Source organism: Proteus genomosp. 6, assembly GCF_040139785.1.
GTDB lineage: Bacteria > Pseudomonadota > Gammaproteobacteria > Enterobacterales > Enterobacteriaceae > Proteus.
This window is the reverse complement of sequence record NZ_JBEEVJ010000003.1, coordinates 261956-280107: the sequence shown is the minus strand read 5'-3', so window position 1 is coordinate 280107 and position 18152 is coordinate 261956. Positions and strand designations below refer to the sequence as shown.

The window sequence follows — 18152 nt, the reverse complement described above, 5'->3', positions numbered from 1 at the left end:
GGTATTATTCTTTTATGGCTGGTTCAGTATTGATTATAACTGGACTGGTTTTTTGCTTTTTAAGTTGTTTCTTTTCAGCCCTTCTCATTTTAAAAAATTGGCTTAAAAGCTGTGAACACTCCTCACCTAATACACCTGATGTTATCTCAACTTTATGGTTCATTCCGGGGTGCTGTAAAATATCAATAAATGAACCAGCTGCACCTGTTTTTAAATCTGAGGCGCCATAAACTACGCGTTTTACCCGACTATGCACAATCGCTCCTGCACACATCACACAAGGTTCTAGGGTAATATAAAGAGTTGCATCGAGTAGACGATAATTTTGTAAATGCTTTCCCCCTTTGCGTAATGCCATAATTTCTGCATGTGCAGTGGGGTCGTTATCGATAATTGAATGATTCCATCCTTTAGCAATGATTTTATTATCAACGACTAATACTGCGCCCACTGGTATTTCACCGATTTCTTGTGCTTTTTGCGCTTGCTCAATCGCTTTATGCATCCAATAAATATCATCTTTAACTTTATTCACAAGGATATCTCTTCATGATCATATAGCGGGATATTGTACCCTGTTTTCTATTGATAACTAAAGAGATTGTCTTGAATTGTTTATGACAAAGATAGCAAGATGAAACTTTAGTTTACGCGCGCTTCTGTGGCTAATTTGATAGCTAAAGCCCCTAAGATTGTTGCCATAAACCAACGTTGAATGAGTGCCCAACGAGGCCTTTGCATAAAGAACCCTGCAATAGAGCCAGCGGCAATAACAATCAATGCATTTACTGCGATGCTAATAATAATTTGAATACTCCCTAACACTAATGATTGATTTAAAACGCTGCCATTTTGAATGCTAATAAATTGAGGCAACAGTGATAAATACATCAATGCAATCTTAGGATTCAATAGATTGGTAACAAACCCCATAACAAAGAGCTTTGTTGTATTACCTGAAAGCAATTTTTTGGGATGAAAGATAGAACGCCCACCAGGTTTAATAGATTGCCAAGCTATATAAAAAAGGTAAATCGCACCACAAATCTTCAACGCATCATAAGCATAAGGTACAGCCATAAAAATGGCCGTAATACCAAATGCCGCTAATAACATATAAAAAATATAGCCGACAGCCACACCGATTAGTGAAATAAATCCGGCTTTTTTCCCTTGAGAGATTGAACGTGAAATCAGGTAAATCATATTAGGACCTGGAGTTAATACTAATCCCAAAGATAAAAGCGCAAACGTCCACATATTAAACAGTGTTGGCATAGAATACCCCTTATGTTATTGCATTATTTAACATCAATAACAGAGTATTAGGTGTGCGGAATACCACAAAACATACTCTTTATAATTAATATTTACTCGCTTCTACCTAGGATTTTTGATTTTTATATATATTACTGATAAATTATCGTAGCTTATAAGCTACAAATATAGTTGTTGATTCGTAGCTTTTAAGCTACATTTTGCCAATGAAAACGATCAAACATTACTTAACAATAGATGGCAAAGACTTATATGCTGACTATTTCAAAAAAATACGCGATCCTGTTGCTAAAGCAAAAATTGCATCAAGAGTAAATAGAATGGCAAGTGAGCATTTTGGCGATCATAAACCTTGCCGTGATAGTGTTTGGGAATTACGAATTGATCAAGGAGCTGGATATCGGGTTTACTATAGTTTAATCGATGGCGAAATTATATTGCTACTTCTAGCTGGAGATAAGCGAACTCAGGATACTGATATTAATAAAGCTATCCTATGTCTAAAAGATTATTTGAAGAGGTAGATTATGCCAAATTCTCGTTTGCATGATGATGCAATGGTCGAAATTTTACGTGAAGACCCCGATTTTGCTAAAGCTTATTTACATCAAGCCTTCCTTGATATAGATGAAGATGGTGGGCAAGAAGCTTTTCTTATGGCATTACGCCATGTCGTAGAAGCCCGTGGAGGCATGGCAACCATTGCAAAAAAAGCAGGTGTTTCACGTGAAACACTTTACCGAACACTATCACCAACAGGTAACCCTACATTAAAAACACTACGCCATGTCATTAATGCTACTGGTTTTCATTTCTCCTCATTGGCAAGCGCTTAATATTTTATTTATATAATCTGATAAGCCATTTGAGTGATGTTACTTTAGGAAATGTCATATAAATGGTAATCTTACCCTCCCTTGCTTATCTCTCATCAAGCAAGAAGATTTGGGCGATATCCCCATTTGAATGATAAAACGCTATTTTATCGGATATAGCTACATAAAACTGATAGATGGTAACATATAAGTGCAAGATATAAGTTACTGAAATTTAATAATTTATATATTAAGTGACTGATATGGCTTTACTAATTACGAAGAAATGCATCAACTGTGATATGTGTGAACCCGAATGTCCTAATGATGCTATTTCAATGGGGGATGAAATTTATGAAATTAATCCTGATCTTTGCACTGAATGCGTAGGACATTACGATAAACCGACTTGCCAATCGGTTTGTCCGATTACTAACACGATCATCACTGATCCTACTCATACTGAATCTCAAGATGAATTATGGGAAAAATTTGTGTTGATCCACCATGCAGATAAGCTCTAAACCTTAGTCAATGATTTTGTGGGTGATAAATCTAAGAGAGCTATTTTTCTAAAATAACTGTCGCACAGGCATAACGCTGTTCATCAGCAAGTGTTACGTGAATAGAGTTTATCCCCGCTTTCTCTGCCATCTCTTTTGCAACCGCTAAAAAATGCAGTGTAGGTTTGCCTAACTCATCATTACGCACTTCAAAATGATTAAAAGCCAATCCTAAACGGATCCCTGTTCCTAATGCTTTTGCCGCCGCCTCTTTTACTGCAAACCGTTTAGCTAAAAAGCGTATTGGCTGTTTATGGGATTGATAGATTTCCCATTCGGTATCAGTAAGAATGCGACGAGCAAGGCGTTCACCAGAACGCCCTATAATATCTTCGATACGCGATATCTCGACGATATCCATACCTAAGCCAACAATAGCCATTAGCGACGCGCTTCTCGCATTAAGCGTTTCATTTCTTCAACCGCTGGTGCTAATCCACTAAATACGGCTCTACCAATAATTGCATGACCAATATTCAGTTCATAAAGTTCAGGTAATGCGGCAATACGTTGTACGTTGTGGTAATGCAAACCATGTCCCGCATTCACTTTTAAGCCTTTAGATGCGGCGTAAGTCACTGCATCACGAATACGGACAAACTCTTTTTCTTGAGCCATTTCATCTTCAGCGTCAGCATAAGCACCAGTGTGGATCTCAATAAAAGGTGCACCAACACGATCGGCTGCGTTAATTTGCTCATGGTCAGGGTCAATAAACAGAGAAACTTTGATACCCGCTAAAGATAAGCGTTTAATTGCATCAGCAACTTTTGCTTCATTGCCAACAACGTCTAAACCACCTTCCGTTGTCACTTCTTGGCGTTTTTCAGGTACTAAGCAGCAAAAATCAGGCTGAGTTTGACAAGCTATCTCAATCATCTCTTCAGTAACTGCCATTTCCAGATTTAATCTTGTCTGAACCGTTTGGCTTATCAACATTAAATCGCGATCAGTGATATGACGCCTATCTTCACGTAAATGGATAGTAATACCATCAGCACCAGCTTGTTCTGCAATAAAAGCCGCTTGAACAGGATCGGGATACGTTGTGCCTCGGGCATTACGAAGGGTGGCGATATGGTCAATATTAACGCCAAGTAGAATATCAGACATGCTCTTCTCCTGAAAAATAACGTTGCATTACCTTAGTTTACACATTCCATAGAGAAGAAAAAGACAATATTACTGTTCTGCCATCAATGCTCTTTTCTTTGGGGATTTTTTAATAGCAAATTGTCTAAAAAGTTCTCTACTTTTTAATGGTTTTCCGCCTAAATAGGGCTTCAATGCCATTCGAGTAAACCTTTTCGCCGCTTTTAATGTTTCAACAGTAGGAAATTCGCGACTGGCTAAGGATTTTAATTCAAATCCCGTAAAACTATTATGATCAACCACTAAACTCGCAATAAAACCTTTTTCTTCCCGATAACGATAGGTCATCGAATCTGAAACAGGCTCTCCACTTCCGGCACAATGCAGAAAATCTAATCCATAGCCAAGTTGTGTTAATAACGCAAGTTCAAAGCGTCTTAGTGCCGCTTCGGGTGTGGTATCGCTAGCAGCAAGAATTTGCAAACAGGAGAGGTATTCAAAAAAAAGTACACTATAAGACGTACCATTTTCTAAAACGCGAGACAATAACTCATTAAGATACAAGCCACTGTATAGTACAGAGCCTGTCAGTGGTAATGCTAAAGAGATAGGTTCAGCATCACGAAGTGTTTTAACTTCTCCTCGCCCACTCCAACGAATGAGCAAAGGAGTAAAAGGTTGAAGTGCCCCTTTTAAGGGTGAACGACGGCCTCGCGCACCTTTTGACAATATGCGTACTCGCCCTTCATTTTCAGTGAAAAAATCGAGTAATAAACTCGTTTCACTGTAAGGTCGAGCATGGATAACGAATGCACGTTGCCAGCCATCCACTTCAGTTACCTACTTTAAATCGTCCACATAGCCAAGGCTACGTAAAGCACGTTCATCATCAGCCCAGCCCGCTTTGACTTTCACCCAAAGTTCTAAGTGAACTTTGTTTTCAAATAAGTCTTCCATATCCATACGGGCTTCAGTACCAATTTTCTTGATTTTCGCACCTTTATTACCAATAACCATTTTCTTCTGGCCTTCACGTTCAACCAGAATTAATCCGTGGATATCATAGCCACCACGCTCATTGGTAACGAATTGCTCAATTTCAACAGTGACAGAATAAGGTAATTCTTCACCTAAAAAGCGCATCAATTTTTCACGAATAATTTCTGATGCCATAAAACGCTGAGAGCGATCAGTAATATAATCTTCAGGGAAATGATGAGTCGCTTCTGGTAAACATTTACGTACGATTTTCGCTATCGTATCTATATTCATGTCTTTTTCAGCACTAATTGGCACAACATCAAGAAAATCCATTTGTTGGCTTAAAAAGCCAATATGTGGAAGTAACTTGGTTTTATCAGTCACGTTATCCACTTTATTAATTGCTAATAAAACAGGGCAACGTAATGATTTTAATTTATTTAACACCATTTCGTCATCAGGCGTCCAATTGGTGCCTTCAACAACGAAAATAACCAATTCAACATCACCAATTGAACTGCTTGCTGCGCGATTCATTAGTCTGTTGATTGCTCGCTTTTCTTCGATATGCAAGCCCGGTGTATCCACATAAATCGCTTGGTAAGCACCATCTGTATCAATACCCATGATACGGTGACGCGTAGTTTGCGGTTTACGTGATGTAATAGAAACTTTCTGCCCCAGTAATTGGTTCAGTAGTGTTGATTTTCCCACATTTGGGCGACCGACTATCGCAATAAATCCGCAATAGGTTTGTTCTTCGCTCATTCAAGCTCCAGTTGTATTAATGCCTGTTCAGCAGCGGCCTGTTCAGCTTTACGACGGCTTGTACCCATCCCTTTGACAGGTTGTTCGATACCGCTTATCTGACAATGGATCGTAAACTCTTGATCATGGGCTTCGCCACGAACCTGTACCACAATATAAGAAGGTAATGGTAAATGACGGCCTTGCAGATACTCTTGCAAACGAGTTTTAGGATCTTTTTGCTTATCGCCTGGACTAATTTCAGCCAAACGATTCTCATACCAGTTTAAAATAATTTTTTCGATATTTTGAATATCACTATCGAGGAAAATTGCACCAATTAAAGCTTCCACCGTATCCGCTAAAATTGATTCGCGACGAAAGCCACCGCTTTTTAATTCCCCTGGGCCTAAACGTAGACATTCACCTAATTCAAATTCACGCGCTAATTCAGCGAGTGTATTTCCACGAACAAGTGTTGCTCTCATTCGGCTCATATCACCTTCATCAACACGAGGAAAGCGATGATAAAGTGCGTTAGCAATTACATAGCTTAGAATTGAATCACCTAAAAATTCTAAACGTTCATTATGTTTACTGCTGGCACTGCGATGCGTTAAAGCCTGTAGTAATAATTCATTTTGCGTAAAAGTATAGCCCAGTTTCTTTTGTAACTGGTTTATTAATAAAGTATTCATGTGCGATCAATTTCCATAACTTAATTTGAAGCACACGCAACAAATCTGTTTAAGACAACGAGAAATTATCGAGTTGGATAACAGAACTGTTGCGTTTGCACTGGCTCCTGTCAATAACAGGAGCCAATCATATTTAAAGAAGCGACACATTCTACACTTAGATAAGAAGGAATGCTGTCGCTATTTTGTTAATAATTACTTAATGCCACCGATACGGCTAAAACGAACGCCTGTTGGCCATTCATTCTCTACTTTTTCAAAGCTCATCCAAATTGTTGTCGCTTTACCTACTAAATTTTTCTCAGGAACAAAGCCCCAGAAGCGACTATCTGAACTACCGTCTCGATTATCACCCATCATAAAGTAATGACCTTCAGGAACAATCCACGTACCGACAGGTAATCCAGGTTGGATAAACTCAGGCATCGTCATATCACCAGGTATTGTCATAATACGGTGAGAGACTTTATCAATAGTTTCTACTCTTTCTTCTTCACGTAATTGAGTTGCTGTTGAAATAGGCTCCTCAATTGGAATAGATTTCATACCATTAATACGCTGACCACCCGGTACATTTTGTAATAATAACGTCCATTCACTTGGATAAGCAGTACCATAATTTACTGATATTTCCTCATTACAAATGGCTTTATCACAATTTGGATAGATATGAAGTTTTTTCGACACCATATCATAAACAATTTTATCGCCCGGTAATCCAATAACACGTTTAATAAAGTCAGTAGAAGGATCACGAGGATATTTAAATACAGCGATATCGCCTCGTTTAGGTTTCCCTGTATTAATTAACGTGGTTTGTGTAATTGGATCTTTTAATCCATAAGCAAACTTTTCAACCAAGATAAAATCACCAACCAACAAAGTTGGCATCATGGAGCGAGAAGGTATTTGAAACGGCTCATACACAAATGAACGCAGAACCAAAACAATAATCAAAACTGGGAATAAAGAGCCTAATGTCTCTGCCCAGCTTGGTTTATTAATTGATTTTGCTAACTCTTGCTGATCCTCGGTCCCTTGCGTCATCTCTTGAAGACGCTTTAGTTTTGCTTTTCGGGCTGGCTTGAGCTTAAAGCGCTCAATTCCCCAAAAAACTCCCGTTATTAGCGTTGCCAGTGTTAGGATCAAGGCAAACGTGTTAGCCATGTTTTCTCCTTAAATTATTTATCTTTACCAACATGAAGAATGGCTAAAAACGCTTCTTGTGGTAGCTCTACGTTACCAATTTGCTTCATACGTTTTTTACCATCTTTCTGTTTCTGTAACAGTTTTTTCTTACGGCTAACGTCACCGCCATAACATTTGGCTAATACGTTTTTACGTAACTGTTTAACAGTTGAACGAGCAATAATATGGTTACCAATTGCCGCTTGGATAGCGATATCAAACTGTTGGCGTGGAATAAATTCTTTCATTTTTTCCACCAGCTCACGACCACGATAAGGTGCATTATCGTTATGTGTAATCAATGCTAAAGCATCAACGCGATCACCATTAATCAAGACATCGACACGTACCATGTTAGAGCCTTGGAAACGAATAAAGTTATAGTCTAAAGAAGCATAACCGCGTGATGTTGATTTTAAACGGTCAAAGAAATCTAATACTACTTCAGCCATCGGAATTTCATAAGTTAATGAAACCTGATTACCATGATAGACCATATTGGTTTGAACGCCGCGTTTTTCGATACATAAAGTAATTACGTTACCTAAGTATTCTTGCGGTAATAACATATGACATTCAGCAATAGGTTCTCTGATTTCTTCGATATTATTCAGTGGTGGTAATTTAGACGGGCTATCCACTAACACAATATCACCGTTAGTCATTTCAACTTCATAAACTACGGTTGGAGCTGTTGTGATCAGGTCGAGGTCATATTCACGTTCTAAACGTTCTTGAATAATCTCCATATGAAGAAGACCCAAGAAACCACAACGGAAACCGAAACCTAACGCTGTTGAGCTTTCTGGCTCATAGAATAATGAAGCATCGTTCAGGCTTAATTTGCCTAATGCATCACGGAATGATTCATAGTCGTCAGAGCTAATTGGGAATAAACCCGCATAAACTTGTGGCTTAACTTTTTTAAAGCCAGGCAATGGCTTATCTGCTGGTTTTTGCGCTGCTGTTAAAGTATCCCCAACAGGTGCACCTAAAATATCTTTAATACCACAAACAACCCAGCCTACTTCACCACAATTAAGCGTGGTTGTATCAATTTGTTTTGGCGTAAAAATACCAATACGGTCAATGTTATAAACCTGTCCCGTACTCATTACCTTGATTTTATCGTTTTTGCTGACTTTACCGTTTTTAACACGGATCAGTGAAACAACACCAAGGTAATTATCAAACCAAGAGTCAATAATCAGTGCTTGTAATGGAGCGTCTGCATCACCTTCAGGTGCTGGAATTTCTTTAACAAGACGTTCGATAACTTCTTTAACACCAATACCTGTTTTTGCAGAGCAACGCACTGCATCTGTGGCATCGATGCCCACAATGTCTTCAATCTCTTCAGCAACACGCTCAGGCTCTGCTGCTGGTAAGTCTATTTTATTTAAAACAGGAACGACGGTGAGATCCATATCCATCGCGGTATAGCAGTTTGCTAATGTTTGCGCTTCAACCCCTTGCCCAGCATCTACGACCAATAACGCGCCTTCACACGCAGCGAGTGAACGAGATACTTCATAAGAGAAGTCAACGTGTCCTGGGGTATCGATAAAGTTAAGCTGATAAACTTCACCGTCATCAGCGGTGTAATTCAAGGTTACGCTTTGCGCTTTGATTGTAATACCACGTTCACGCTCAAGATCCATAGAATCAAGAACCTGCGCAGCCATTTCACGATCTGATAAGCCACCACAAATTTGAATAATTCGATCTGATAACGTCGATTTACCGTGGTCAATATGTGCGATAATGGAAAAGTTACGTATGTTTTTCATTCTGAAATTATTTTTCTCTATTGCTTTGCTCTATAAATCTGGCTTTGGCGTCATTCATGGACACAAAGCGAAAACTCTATATTGCAGGAGTTATTATTGATGACGCATTCTACACACTAGAGACATTATACTCAAAGAAACGTTCATCAAACACAAACATTTATGCTAAGACTTGCATTTATTTGTAATTTTTTGCGGGTAATTTCCAGATATAGAAACGTGTTAATTTAAGATAGATATTATTACAAAAGCAGCATGACAAGAATAATGGGGCAGATGCCCCATTATTTTAATCAACTCATTATTCTTGAAATTGAACTTTAAGTTCATGAGGTGGAAGCCCTATTTGCAATACAATAGGTTCAAAACCTTCATCTTTGCTCCACCAAGTCGCCACTTTTTTGGCAAATAAAAAACCAAGAGCACCACCCACAAGTCCACTGCAAAAAATAGCAAATTCACTCGAAAGCCAAAGGCTCGCAATGCCTGCGACAATAAATAAGCCAATAAGTGGCGTTAAATACACTAGCATTGCGGAAAGAAGTAGATTATTTTCAGGAATACCGACTTCCACTTTTTGCCCTTCAACTAAAGGTTGTGCAACGGGAAGTTCGAGTTGATGAACTGTCTCTGGCCCTATTTTATTTAATAAATAAGAGCCACACGCAGCGCGAGCTTGGCAACTACCACAGCCAGAAGAAGATCCGTAGCGTAATAACGCCCGTCCTTCATGCCAATGTATAACTGTTGCCCACTCTTTAACCATAACTTATACCCTTTTACTTTTTCGTAAATACAACACTATTAACTATTGCTTGTGCCGTAGGAAATGGTAGCTGACCAATAAAGGTAATTTCATTACCTTCTTTGTCATAGGTATAAATTGTATTACGACCATACCTCAACATTTTATCGCGTTCGGGCGAATTAACGTGTTGACCACTTTTATTAACATAAATAGAGAAGTCAAATAATCCATCACTAAATAAAATAGACTGACTAAACTCAGTCTCAGAAATTTGATGATTACTGCGTTTTACCTCTTTAAAACCTTCAGGCAATTGGCTAACCGACCAGTTATAAACCAAGGGCTTAGCTTTTGGTACAAGTAATAAAGGTGGCATATTGACGGTACGTAACGAATTAAGTTCTGCTCCGACTTCACTCCCTTCATTAACTGTAATCACTCGAAATTGTTCAATGATGTCATTATTCTTATCTAGTAGATCGACTCTTAAAGGTAGATATCTTTCTTCATCTATAAACAAGACATAATCATAACGGTCATTATTTTTTGATAGCACGCGAACAACTCGGCTTGGAATATCACCAATATGCGTTCTACCTGCATCAATAAAATTATAATAACCTGATAATTCATTGAAATCTTGGTAAATGATAGAAGGGATATAATCAACGATATGATCATTTCTTAAGCTGAAAGCATCTAAGCCTGGCTCAAAATAGCTGATCTCATCACCACGTTGAACTATTTCACGGCGAGTACTATCCATTTGCATTAATTGTGCAAGCGGTTTGCCATCGATAAGAGTGTGGCGGTAGCGAATAGGAACAATACCTTGAGAATTGATATTGATAAAAGATAATTCATAGGTAGAGCTTTGACTTGTCTGACCCATCTTTTGCAACAAAGCCTCGACACTACCTGTTTGAGGTTGCGCCAAGGCTTGTATCGGCATTGACAGGCTGCCCACCAGCAATAAGGTGGATAACCATGATTTTTTCATTACGACTATTTCATTCCCACACGTTATTTATACATTCACATCTATTACTGTGCAGCTACGGGTTGAGTTTCACCTTGAGCGCTAACTGGCGCTTCATTTTGTGGTGCATTATAAATGCGACGATCTAACTCATACTGTTGCAACATTAATCCAAGGCGCTGATTACGCTCTTGTAAACGTGTTTGCTGGTCTTTACCTAAAGTATCATTTTGAAGATTTAAGCTTACTGGTGAACCTGAACCCATAATAGGTTGAGTATTAAATACAGGTGTATCTACTTGGAAATCTTCAGAACCACTTTTTCCATTATATTGCTGAACACCAACAATAACAGCTAATGAAACACAAGCCGCGACACCGATTTGAGTTAACTGACTTGCCCAAGGACGTAACGTTTGTAAGAAAGAGTGCTGACGCCATTGTGATGGCGCAGGTTGCTGCTCTTGTTGTTGTTCAGGACTTATGCGAACAGGTTCATTCTCTAAAGCGAGCGCAACGCGACTTGCGATATCGAAGTGGACTACTTCACCTACATCACCACGCATTGTGTCACGAATTAAATGGTAGCGTTGCCATGTCTCTTTCATGGAGTCATCACGAGCAATTGTACCCATTAATTCTTTATCAAGAACTTCGCCATCCATAAATGCAGAAAGTTTTTCTTTTTGCATGTAAAAGTACCCTTCAGTCAATGATGGTTCACCCACAATTAAAACTCTTGTATTAATGGTTGAACCTTATTATCAATAGCTTCTCGCGCCCTAAAAATACGTGAACGTACTGTTCCGACAGGGCAATCCATAATGACCGCTATCTCTTCATAGCTTAGCCCGTCAAGTTCCCGAAGTGTAATAGCAACCCTTAAATCTTCAGGTAATGACTCTATGGTGTGAAAAACCACTCTCCGTAACTCTTCAGACAACATTAAATTCTCAGGGTTCGAAATTTCTTTTAGTGCATTGGGTGATTCGAAATTTTCAACATCACTCGCATCTAAATCATTCGAAGGCGGACGTCGCCCCTGTGCGACCAGATAATTTTTTGCTGTATTCACAGCAATGCGATAAAGCCATGTATAAAAAGCACTATCTCCACGGAAAGAACCGATGGCACGATAAGCTTTAATAAAGGCTTCTTGCGAAACATCTGGTACATCGCCCTGTGGTACATAACGGGAAATCAGGCTTGCTACCTTGTGTTGATAGCGGATAACCAGCAAATTAAAGGCTTTCTGGTCACCATTTTGTACCTTTTCAACCAACATTTGGTCCGTTAACTGCTCGCTCATTAGAGATGGACTCTCCCGAAGTCAAGCTTCGCACTATTTTTAAATGACTCCGTCATATTTACTCTCGTTATTCCTTCTCGTTTTTATGAGCTACAAGACTTAGAGCGCAAAAATAGTATGAAGTTCAATTCAATCATTATTTTAAGAGATGAATCACAAAAAAATCATCATGATGATCACCCAACCAAAATGCAATCTGCCAATAAAAAAACGATAACACAATGATATTATTTGAATATATACGATTACTTACAACAATATATATTATCTTAAACAAGATATTATTAAATATAGATTTAATAATATAAATAAAAGTCAGTCACCCAAGATTGGAACTTGTCGGTATAATGCCCTTCATTATTACGAATAATAAGTTCATCTATACTACATGCAACACTGCCTTGATTTTGTCTTTGAAATGCTAACAAAACTCGATGATAAGGCTTATCTGCACTGTCTTTAATATTAACGCGTTTCGCAACATTCCACTCTTTTTTTTCTGCAATTTCAATAAATTGCTCACCAATAGAATAAGGTAATACAACACAGAACAAACCATCTTCGGTGATAAGTGATTGCGCACTATCCAGTAATCCCTCATGCGTTAAAGTTTTGGTATAACGCGCTTGCTCACGAACATCATTACGACAAGCAATTGCTGGCTCAAAATAAGGAGGATTACTAACAATCAAATCATACTTATTTTGCGTTTGCTCTGCATAATGATGAATATCACTATGATGGATATGAATAAATGAATGCCATTGTGACTCCTGAGCATTTTCCGTCGCTTGTAATGCGGCTTTCTCATCAAGTTCAATGCCATCAATACACTCAATTTTAGTCGCTCGTTGAGCTAGCATTAATGCAATTAGTCCACTTCCTGTACCAATATCAAGTGCTCTTTTTACATTATCGATAGGCGCCCAAGCCCCTAATAAAACACCATCTGTACCCACTTTCATTTCACACTTATCATGAGCAACAAAAAATTGTTTAAATGTAAAACCACCTTTGCGTAATCCTGCTTTTTTCACTTTCTTTTGATTCATCTATTGGCTCTATTGATTTGTACAGCAATCTCTTTTTTATTGCTTATCAATCATGTCACGGAAAAAGAGATATATGATAAGATAACGTTTCTACAACCCCTATCTTAACATTAAACTATTTGTATACGATGCACGCTTATTTAGATTAAGCCTAAAAACAACGAATACCTTCGTCTATCGGTAATATATAATGTGATAGCGGTAAATCCTCTGGCTTTTAGCGGGGGATAATGTCAAAATCCGCGCCCTAAACAGAGGTATACAATGACAGCCACGACATTTTCCAGTCTTGAACTTGATGAAAGTTTATTGACCGCATTAGAAGAAAAAGGATATCAACGTCCTACAGCTATTCAAGCAGATGCAATTCCTGCTGCAATGGATGGACGCGATATTTTAGGCTCTGCGCCAACAGGCACAGGGAAAACTGCGGCCTTTTTGCTTCCGGCAATTCAACACTTGCTTGATTATCCACGTAAAAAATCAGGCCCGCCGCGTATTCTTATCCTGACACCAACACGCGAACTTGCTATGCAAGTTGCCGAGCAGGCAAAAGAATTATGTGCGCACACACATTTAGATATCGCCACAATCACGGGCGGTGTTGCTTATATGAATCACGCTGAAGTCTTCAGTGAGAACCAAGATATCGTTGTTGCGACAACAGGTCGTTTATTACAGTACATCAAAGAAGAAAATTTTGACTGCCGCGCAGTGGAAATGCTGATTTTAGATGAAGCAGACCGTATGTTAGATATGGGTTTCGCTAACGATATCGAAACTATTGCAGGCGAAACTCGCTGGCGCAAACAGACATTACTGTTCTCTGCAACACTGGAAGGTAATGCGGTTATTGATTTTGCACAGCGCATCCTCAACGAACCTGTTGAGCTTAATGCCGATCCTTCTCGCCGTGAACGTAAAAAAATTCAGCAGTTCTATTATCATGCTGATAATCTTGAACATAAAACAGCGTTACTTGCTGCATTACTTAAGCAAGACGATGTTAAAAAATCGATTGTCTTTGTTCGTAAAAGAGAGCGTGTAAGAGAGCTTGTCACTGCGTTAGAAAAACAAGGTATTAAATGCAGCTACCTTGAAGGTGAAATGGCGCAAACACAGCGTAACGATGCAATCAAACGTTTAGAATCAGGCAAAATGAATGTGCTTGTTGCCACAGACGTTGCTTCTCGTGGTCTTGATCTAGATGATATCACACACGTTTTCAACTTTGACTTACCTCGTACTGCGGATGTTTACTTGCATCGTATTGGTCGAACAGGACGTGCGGGCCGTAAAGGTATCGCAATTTCATTAGTTGAAGCTCATGATCACCCATTATTAGGGAAAATTGGCCGTTACGTTCAAGAGCCAATTAAATATCGTGTTGTTGCTGAACTACGTCCAGAAACCAAAGCACCAAGCCTGAAAGCAACATTCAAACCTTCTAAAAAAGTACTTGCTAAACGCAAAGCGAAAAAAGAAGAAGAGAAAAAAGCAGTTAAAGAAAAAGTGCGAACTCGCGATCGTAAAAATATTGGTAAACGTCGCAAAGCAGTTGCTGAACATACAGAAAAAAATGTTGCACCTACTGCACCAGTAAAAGAAACGAATACTAATAACGAATAATCTGTGCTCTTTCTGAACCTATAAAAAAACCGTAGCTATATAATATAGTTACGGTTTTTTATTTTTTTCTTTTGTATAGAAAAAAAGCCCGATATTTTCATATCGAGCTTATTATTAACTTATTACTTTAGTGAAAATTACAGACTTTCTGTGAAAGTACGAGTAATAACATCACGTTGTTGTTCTGGAGTCAGTGAGTTAAAACGCACAGCATAACCAGAAACACGAATAGTTAATTGAGGATATTTCTCAGGATTGTTAACAGCATCTTCCAGTGTTTCACGGCTTAATACGTTAACGTTAAGGTGTTGACCACCTTCTACACGAACAACCGGTTTAGATTCTACAGGCACTTCACGATATTCGATATTGCCTAACTCTTTACGGTTAATCACTTGGCCTTCTTCAAAACCTTTTTTAGCACAGATGCAACGAGCTTCGCCGTTTTCATCATCTAATAACCAGAAAGAGTGTAATAAATCGTCGTTATCAGCTTTAGTAATTTGGATACCAGTAATCATTTCGACCTCCAATTTGGGCACAAAATCAAATTCCAATCTCATATCAGAACTTGGGTATTTGGTCTAACCAATGTTTCTGTCTACTTATATACCAGTATAAATGGCGCCATTCTTTGATAAATATCAACAAAATTCATAAGCACTTTATCCAAGAGGGTGCAAAGTGTTGTTTTAAATCAATAATCATTCATCACTGATTTGCAATTTTTTTTGTAAATTTTCAAATAAAAGTTGATGGCTCAATTAATTTTTATTTTTAGCCCGTAATATTTTCATTCCCTTGATGAAATCGGTAAGCTTAGACACTATAAGATATCAACAAGGATTTTAGGTTATGACTACACCATTAACTTGGCATGATGTGATAGGCGCTGAAAAAGAAAAGCCTTACTTTCATCAAATTATGTTTCAAGTCGCACAACAAAGAGCCGCTGGTAAAATTGTTTATCCTCCTCAAGAAGATATTTTTAATGCTTTTCGTTTTACGCCTTTTGATAATGTGAATGTAGTTATTTTGGGGCAAGATCCTTATCACGGCCCTAATCAAGCACATGGACTCTCTTTTTCAGTACGACCAGGCGTGCCAGCACCACCTTCATTAGTCAATATGTATAAAGAACTAGAAAAAGAATACCCTGATTTTAAACGCCCTAACCACGGCTATTTAGAAAGCTGGGCAAAACAAGGTGTTTTATTACTTAATACCGTATTGACGGTAGAGAAAGGCCAAGCACATTCTCACGCTAACTATGGTTGGGAGATCTTTACTGACGCAGTAATCGAACAGATCAATCAGCGTAGAGATGGGGTTATTTTCTTACTTTGGGGCGCTCATGCTCAGAAAAAAGGACGTTTTATTGATACAAATAAACACGTTATTTTAAAAGCACCTCATCCATCCCCGCTTTCTGCTCATAGAGGCTTTTTAGGTTGTGGTCATTTTAAACAAGCCAACGATATTTTACAGCAGCAAGGCCGCAAACCAATCAATTGGCATCTTGATCCCATTGAATAAAATTCCCCTATAAAACATAAAACCGCACAATAACAAGAATATTGAATAATCTTCGTATTGTGCGGTTTACTTTATCTACATGTAATAACTCATGTGATAACGAATGTTTTAATCAATGTTATTTAGAAACGATAACCATAGCTGGGCGCAGTAAACGGCCGTTTAAGGTGTATCCTTTTTGCATAACATCAACAACATGATTAGAGTCATGTGCTGGGCTATCAATTAATGTCATCGCTTGGTGAACTTCAGGGTTAAATACCACATTTTTTTCTTCAACCACTTCAATGCCAAATTTATGAACAGCATCTAAGAATGATTTCAGCGTTAACTCTAACCCTTCAATCATAGGTTTTAGCGATTCATTTTCATGATCAGCCGCAGATAAAGCACGCTCTAAATTATCAAGTACAGGCAGTAACTCATTAGAAAATTTCTCAAGCGCAAATTTATGTGCTTTCTCAACATCTTGTTGAGTACGGCGACGAATGTTCTCAACTTCAGCTTGAGCGCGGATCATTGCTTCACGCTCTGTCTTTTGAGATTGCTCAAGTTGTTTTTCAAGAGAATCAACACGCGCTAATGCTTCCACTAATTCAGCTTGAGCATTAAAGTCCGCTTGTGCTTCTTCGGTCATTGTTGGCTCTTGAGACTCATTCATTGCAGATCCCATTCCTTCTTTTTCTTTTGAGGCTTGCTCTTCATGTACATTTTGTTCTTTACTACTCATGAACATCTCCGCGTAGTTTTGGTATTCATCTTCATATTTAGTTTATTATGGGGATCAATAAACGGGTTTCAAGGAATTGGCGCAAAACGAGGGTAAAAAAATGCCAGATAATACCGTAACAGAAGAAAAACACTTTAAATGCATTGGCATTGTCGGCCATCCCCGTCATCCTGAAGCAATTTCAACGCATGAAATGCTCTATCATTGGCTATTGGCTCAAGGTTATGACGTTATTATTGATACACAAGTTGCTCAAGAACTAAAACTAGAAAATGCACAAACAGGTGATTTAACACAAGTGGGCAAAGTTGCTGATCTTGTCATTGTTGTTGGTGGTGATGGCAATATGCTTGGCGCTGCGCGCGTTTTATCTCGCTATAACATTAAAGTAATTGGCGTTAACCGAGGTAATTTAGGTTTTCTTACCGATCTCGACCCTGATAATGCCTTACAGCAATTAACCAATGTGTTAGCTGGGCACTATCATGAAGAAAAGCGTTTTTTACTTGAAGCACGCGTCTATGCTGAAGGTCAAAGAAATCGCATTGGTACAGCAATCAATGAAGTCGTGCTTCATCCTGGCAAAGTTGCTCATATGATCGAGTTTGAAGTTTACATTGATGATCGTTTTGCTTTCTCTCAACGTTCTGATGGCTTAATTATCGCAACACCAACAGGATCAACGGCCTATTCACTCTCTGCCGGTGGTCCTATTTTAACACCCAATCTTGATGCTATTGCGCTTGTGCCTATGTTTCCACATACCTTGTCAGCACGCCCTTTAGTTATCAGCAGTGATAGCCAAATTCGCTTAAAATTCTCACAAACAAATATCGATTATGAAGTCAGTTGCGATAGCCAATTAGTGTTACCCATTAAAGAAGGTGATGAAGTTATTATTAAGAGAAGTCGTCAAAAACTCAATTTAGTTCATCCGACTGATTACAATTATTTTAATACGCTCAGCTCAAAATTAGGTTGGTCGAAAAAAATGTTTTAATTTTTGTGCCTCACTAC

Annotated in this window: 22 protein-coding genes; 6 read left to right on the top strand and 16 right to left on the bottom strand. The window is 38.5% G+C overall.

Annotated features, from left to right (window positions below; all coding sequences use genetic code 11):
* Positions 1–4: 4 nt before the first annotated feature.
* Positions 5–535 carry a tRNA adenosine(34) deaminase TadA gene (tadA, locus tag ABN212_RS05650; protein ID WP_196735119.1) on the bottom strand — a complete coding sequence of 177 codons (531 nt, stop codon included), beginning with the start codon at positions 533–535 and terminating at the stop codon, positions 5–7.
* Positions 536–642: 107 nt separating this feature from the next.
* The gene (locus ABN212_RS05645; protein ID WP_198619722.1) at positions 643–1278 is read right to left on the bottom strand and encodes a LysE family translocator; all 636 of its coding nucleotides are present in this window, start codon (positions 1276–1278) and stop codon (positions 643–645) included.
* A gap of 206 nt (positions 1279–1484) precedes the next feature.
* Here ABN212_RS05645 and ABN212_RS05640 point away from each other — a divergent pair, with 206 nt between their 5' ends.
* From ABN212_RS05640 to ABN212_RS05630, 3 genes are all read left to right on the top strand, one after another.
* Positions 1485–1802: a type II toxin-antitoxin system RelE/ParE family toxin gene (locus ABN212_RS05640; protein WP_115350077.1), complete on the top strand. Its 318-nt coding sequence runs from the start codon at positions 1485–1487 to the stop codon at positions 1800–1802.
* A 3-nt stretch (positions 1803–1805) separates the two neighbouring features.
* Positions 1806–2114: an addiction module antidote protein gene (locus ABN212_RS05635; protein WP_196569581.1), complete on the top strand. Its 309-nt coding sequence runs from the start codon at positions 1806–1808 to the stop codon at positions 2112–2114.
* A gap of 242 nt (positions 2115–2356) precedes the next feature.
* Positions 2357–2617 carry a YfhL family 4Fe-4S dicluster ferredoxin gene (locus ABN212_RS05630; RefSeq protein WP_198619721.1) on the top strand — a complete coding sequence of 87 codons (261 nt, stop codon included), beginning with the start codon at positions 2357–2359 and terminating at the stop codon, positions 2615–2617.
* Positions 2618–2657: 40 nt separating this feature from the next.
* Here ABN212_RS05630 and acpS read toward each other — a convergent pair whose 3' ends face one another.
* The 12 genes from acpS to trmN form a co-directional block, all read right to left on the bottom strand.
* Positions 2658–3038 (bottom strand): holo-ACP synthase, encoded by a 381-nt coding sequence (gene acpS, locus ABN212_RS05625; protein ID WP_069367826.1) that lies wholly within the window; start codon positions 3036–3038, stop codon positions 2658–2660.
* A complete protein-coding gene (gene pdxJ / locus ABN212_RS05620; protein WP_075673670.1) occupies positions 3038–3769 on the bottom strand; it encodes a pyridoxine 5'-phosphate synthase in 732 nt (243 codons plus the stop codon). The genes acpS and pdxJ overlap by 1 nt, the downstream gene beginning before the upstream one ends.
* Before the next feature lie 69 nt (positions 3770–3838).
* Positions 3839–4579 (bottom strand): DNA repair protein RecO, encoded by a 741-nt coding sequence (gene recO / locus ABN212_RS05615; protein WP_099073674.1) that lies wholly within the window; start codon positions 4577–4579, stop codon positions 3839–3841.
* 9 nt (positions 4580–4588) lie between these two features.
* The gene (gene era, locus ABN212_RS05610; RefSeq protein WP_023581601.1) at positions 4589–5497 is read right to left on the bottom strand and encodes a GTPase Era; all 909 of its coding nucleotides are present in this window, start codon (positions 5495–5497) and stop codon (positions 4589–4591) included.
* Positions 5494–6174, bottom strand: coding sequence for a ribonuclease III (gene rnc / locus ABN212_RS05605; RefSeq protein ID WP_075673668.1), 681 nt, complete (start codon positions 6172–6174; stop codon positions 5494–5496). The genes era and rnc overlap by 4 nt, the downstream gene beginning before the upstream one ends.
* A 195-nt stretch (positions 6175–6369) precedes the next feature.
* The gene (lepB, locus tag ABN212_RS05600; protein WP_198619720.1) at positions 6370–7341 is read right to left on the bottom strand and encodes a signal peptidase I; all 972 of its coding nucleotides are present in this window, start codon (positions 7339–7341) and stop codon (positions 6370–6372) included.
* A 14-nt stretch (positions 7342–7355) separates the two neighbouring features.
* Complete coding sequence (gene lepA, locus ABN212_RS05595; protein WP_109370984.1) at positions 7356–9152, bottom strand: translation elongation factor 4; 1797 nt, start codon at positions 9150–9152, stop codon at positions 7356–7358.
* Between the two features lie 301 nt (positions 9153–9453).
* Positions 9454–9918: a SoxR-reducing system protein RseC gene (gene rseC / locus ABN212_RS05590; protein WP_165122850.1), complete on the bottom strand. Its 465-nt coding sequence runs from the start codon at positions 9916–9918 to the stop codon at positions 9454–9456.
* A 13-nt stretch (positions 9919–9931) separates the two neighbouring features.
* The gene (gene rseB / locus ABN212_RS05585) at positions 9932–10900 is read right to left on the bottom strand and encodes a sigma-E factor regulatory protein RseB (protein ID WP_198619718.1); all 969 of its coding nucleotides are present in this window, start codon (positions 10898–10900) and stop codon (positions 9932–9934) included.
* A gap of 44 nt (positions 10901–10944) precedes the next feature.
* Positions 10945–11571, bottom strand: a complete 627-nt coding sequence (gene rseA, locus ABN212_RS05580) for an anti-sigma-E factor RseA (RefSeq protein ID WP_232797511.1) — start codon at positions 11569–11571, stop codon at positions 10945–10947.
* 38 nt (positions 11572–11609) lie between these two features.
* Positions 11610–12188 (bottom strand): RNA polymerase sigma factor RpoE, encoded by a 579-nt coding sequence (gene rpoE, locus ABN212_RS05575; protein ID WP_006533574.1) that lies wholly within the window; start codon positions 12186–12188, stop codon positions 11610–11612.
* Positions 12189–12484: 296 nt separating this feature from the next.
* Entirely contained in the window at positions 12485–13240 is a 756-nt protein-coding gene (gene trmN / locus ABN212_RS05570) for a tRNA(1)(Val) (adenine(37)-N(6))-methyltransferase TrmN (protein ID WP_198625827.1), read from the bottom strand.
* Between the two features lie 264 nt (positions 13241–13504).
* Here trmN and srmB point away from each other — a divergent pair, with 264 nt between their 5' ends.
* A complete protein-coding gene (gene srmB, locus ABN212_RS05565; RefSeq protein WP_232805398.1) occupies positions 13505–14869 on the top strand; it encodes an ATP-dependent RNA helicase SrmB in 1365 nt (454 codons plus the stop codon).
* Between the two features lie 137 nt (positions 14870–15006).
* Here the strand turns inward: srmB and grcA are convergent, their stop codons facing one another.
* Positions 15007–15390, bottom strand: a complete 384-nt coding sequence (gene grcA, locus ABN212_RS05560) for an autonomous glycyl radical cofactor GrcA (RefSeq protein WP_023581591.1) — start codon at positions 15388–15390, stop codon at positions 15007–15009.
* Positions 15391–15724: 334 nt separating this feature from the next.
* On the opposite strand from grcA, the gene ung reads away from it, so the two are divergent.
* Positions 15725–16405 carry a uracil-DNA glycosylase gene (ung, locus tag ABN212_RS05555; protein WP_196534132.1) on the top strand — a complete coding sequence of 227 codons (681 nt, stop codon included), beginning with the start codon at positions 15725–15727 and terminating at the stop codon, positions 16403–16405.
* Positions 16406–16523: 118 nt separating this feature from the next.
* Here ung and grpE read toward each other — a convergent pair whose 3' ends face one another.
* Positions 16524–17135 carry a nucleotide exchange factor GrpE gene (gene grpE / locus ABN212_RS05550; protein ID WP_160230558.1) on the bottom strand — a complete coding sequence of 204 codons (612 nt, stop codon included), beginning with the start codon at positions 17133–17135 and terminating at the stop codon, positions 16524–16526.
* A 100-nt stretch (positions 17136–17235) separates the two neighbouring features.
* Here grpE and nadK point away from each other — a divergent pair, with 100 nt between their 5' ends.
* Entirely contained in the window at positions 17236–18135 is a 900-nt protein-coding gene (gene nadK / locus ABN212_RS05545) for an NAD(+) kinase (protein WP_109370993.1), read from the top strand.
* The last annotated feature ends 17 nt before the right edge of the window (positions 18136–18152 follow it).

Bases quoted from the DNA above. Each gene is read 5' to 3' on its own strand.
- nadK (WP_109370993.1), top strand. From the start codon at position 17,236: ATGCCAGATAATACCGTAACAGAAGAAAAACACTTTAAATGCATTGGC.
- pdxJ (WP_075673670.1), bottom strand. From the start codon at position 3,769: ATGTCTGATATTCTACTTGGCGTTAATATTGACCATATCGCCACCCTT.
- rseC (WP_165122850.1), bottom strand. From the start codon at position 9,918: ATGGTTAAAGAGTGGGCAACAGTTATACATTGGCATGAAGGACGGGCG.
- rpoE (WP_006533574.1), bottom strand. From the start codon at position 12,188: ATGAGCGAGCAGTTAACGGACCAAATGTTGGTTGAAAAGGTACAAAAT.
- rseA (WP_232797511.1), bottom strand. From the start codon at position 11,571: ATGCAAAAAGAAAAACTTTCTGCATTTATGGATGGCGAAGTTCTTGAT.
- ABN212_RS05635 (WP_196569581.1), top strand. From the start codon at position 1,806: ATGCCAAATTCTCGTTTGCATGATGATGCAATGGTCGAAATTTTACGT.
- era (WP_023581601.1), bottom strand. From the start codon at position 5,497: ATGAGCGAAGAACAAACCTATTGCGGATTTATTGCGATAGTCGGTCGC.
- grcA (WP_023581591.1), bottom strand. From the start codon at position 15,390: ATGATTACTGGTATCCAAATTACTAAAGCTGATAACGACGATTTATTA.
- acpS (WP_069367826.1), bottom strand. From the start codon at position 3,038: ATGGCTATTGTTGGCTTAGGTATGGATATCGTCGAGATATCGCGTATC.
- ABN212_RS05640 (WP_115350077.1), top strand. From the start codon at position 1,485: ATGAAAACGATCAAACATTACTTAACAATAGATGGCAAAGACTTATAT.
- ABN212_RS05645 (WP_198619722.1), bottom strand. From the start codon at position 1,278: ATGCCAACACTGTTTAATATGTGGACGTTTGCGCTTTTATCTTTGGGA.
- rseB (WP_198619718.1), bottom strand. From the start codon at position 10,900: ATGAAAAAATCATGGTTATCCACCTTATTGCTGGTGGGCAGCCTGTCA.
- srmB (WP_232805398.1), top strand. From the start codon at position 13,505: ATGACAGCCACGACATTTTCCAGTCTTGAACTTGATGAAAGTTTATTG.
- trmN (WP_198625827.1), bottom strand. From the start codon at position 13,240: ATGAATCAAAAGAAAGTGAAAAAAGCAGGATTACGCAAAGGTGGTTTT.
- grpE (WP_160230558.1), bottom strand. From the start codon at position 17,135: ATGAGTAGTAAAGAACAAAATGTACATGAAGAGCAAGCCTCAAAAGAA.
- rnc (WP_075673668.1), bottom strand. From the start codon at position 6,174: ATGAATACTTTATTAATAAACCAGTTACAAAAGAAACTGGGCTATACT.
- lepA (WP_109370984.1), bottom strand. From the start codon at position 9,152: ATGAAAAACATACGTAACTTTTCCATTATCGCACATATTGACCACGGT.
- lepB (WP_198619720.1), bottom strand. From the start codon at position 7,341: ATGGCTAACACGTTTGCCTTGATCCTAACACTGGCAACGCTAATAACG.
- ung (WP_196534132.1), top strand. From the start codon at position 15,725: ATGACTACACCATTAACTTGGCATGATGTGATAGGCGCTGAAAAAGAA.
- ABN212_RS05630 (WP_198619721.1), top strand. From the start codon at position 2,357: ATGGCTTTACTAATTACGAAGAAATGCATCAACTGTGATATGTGTGAA.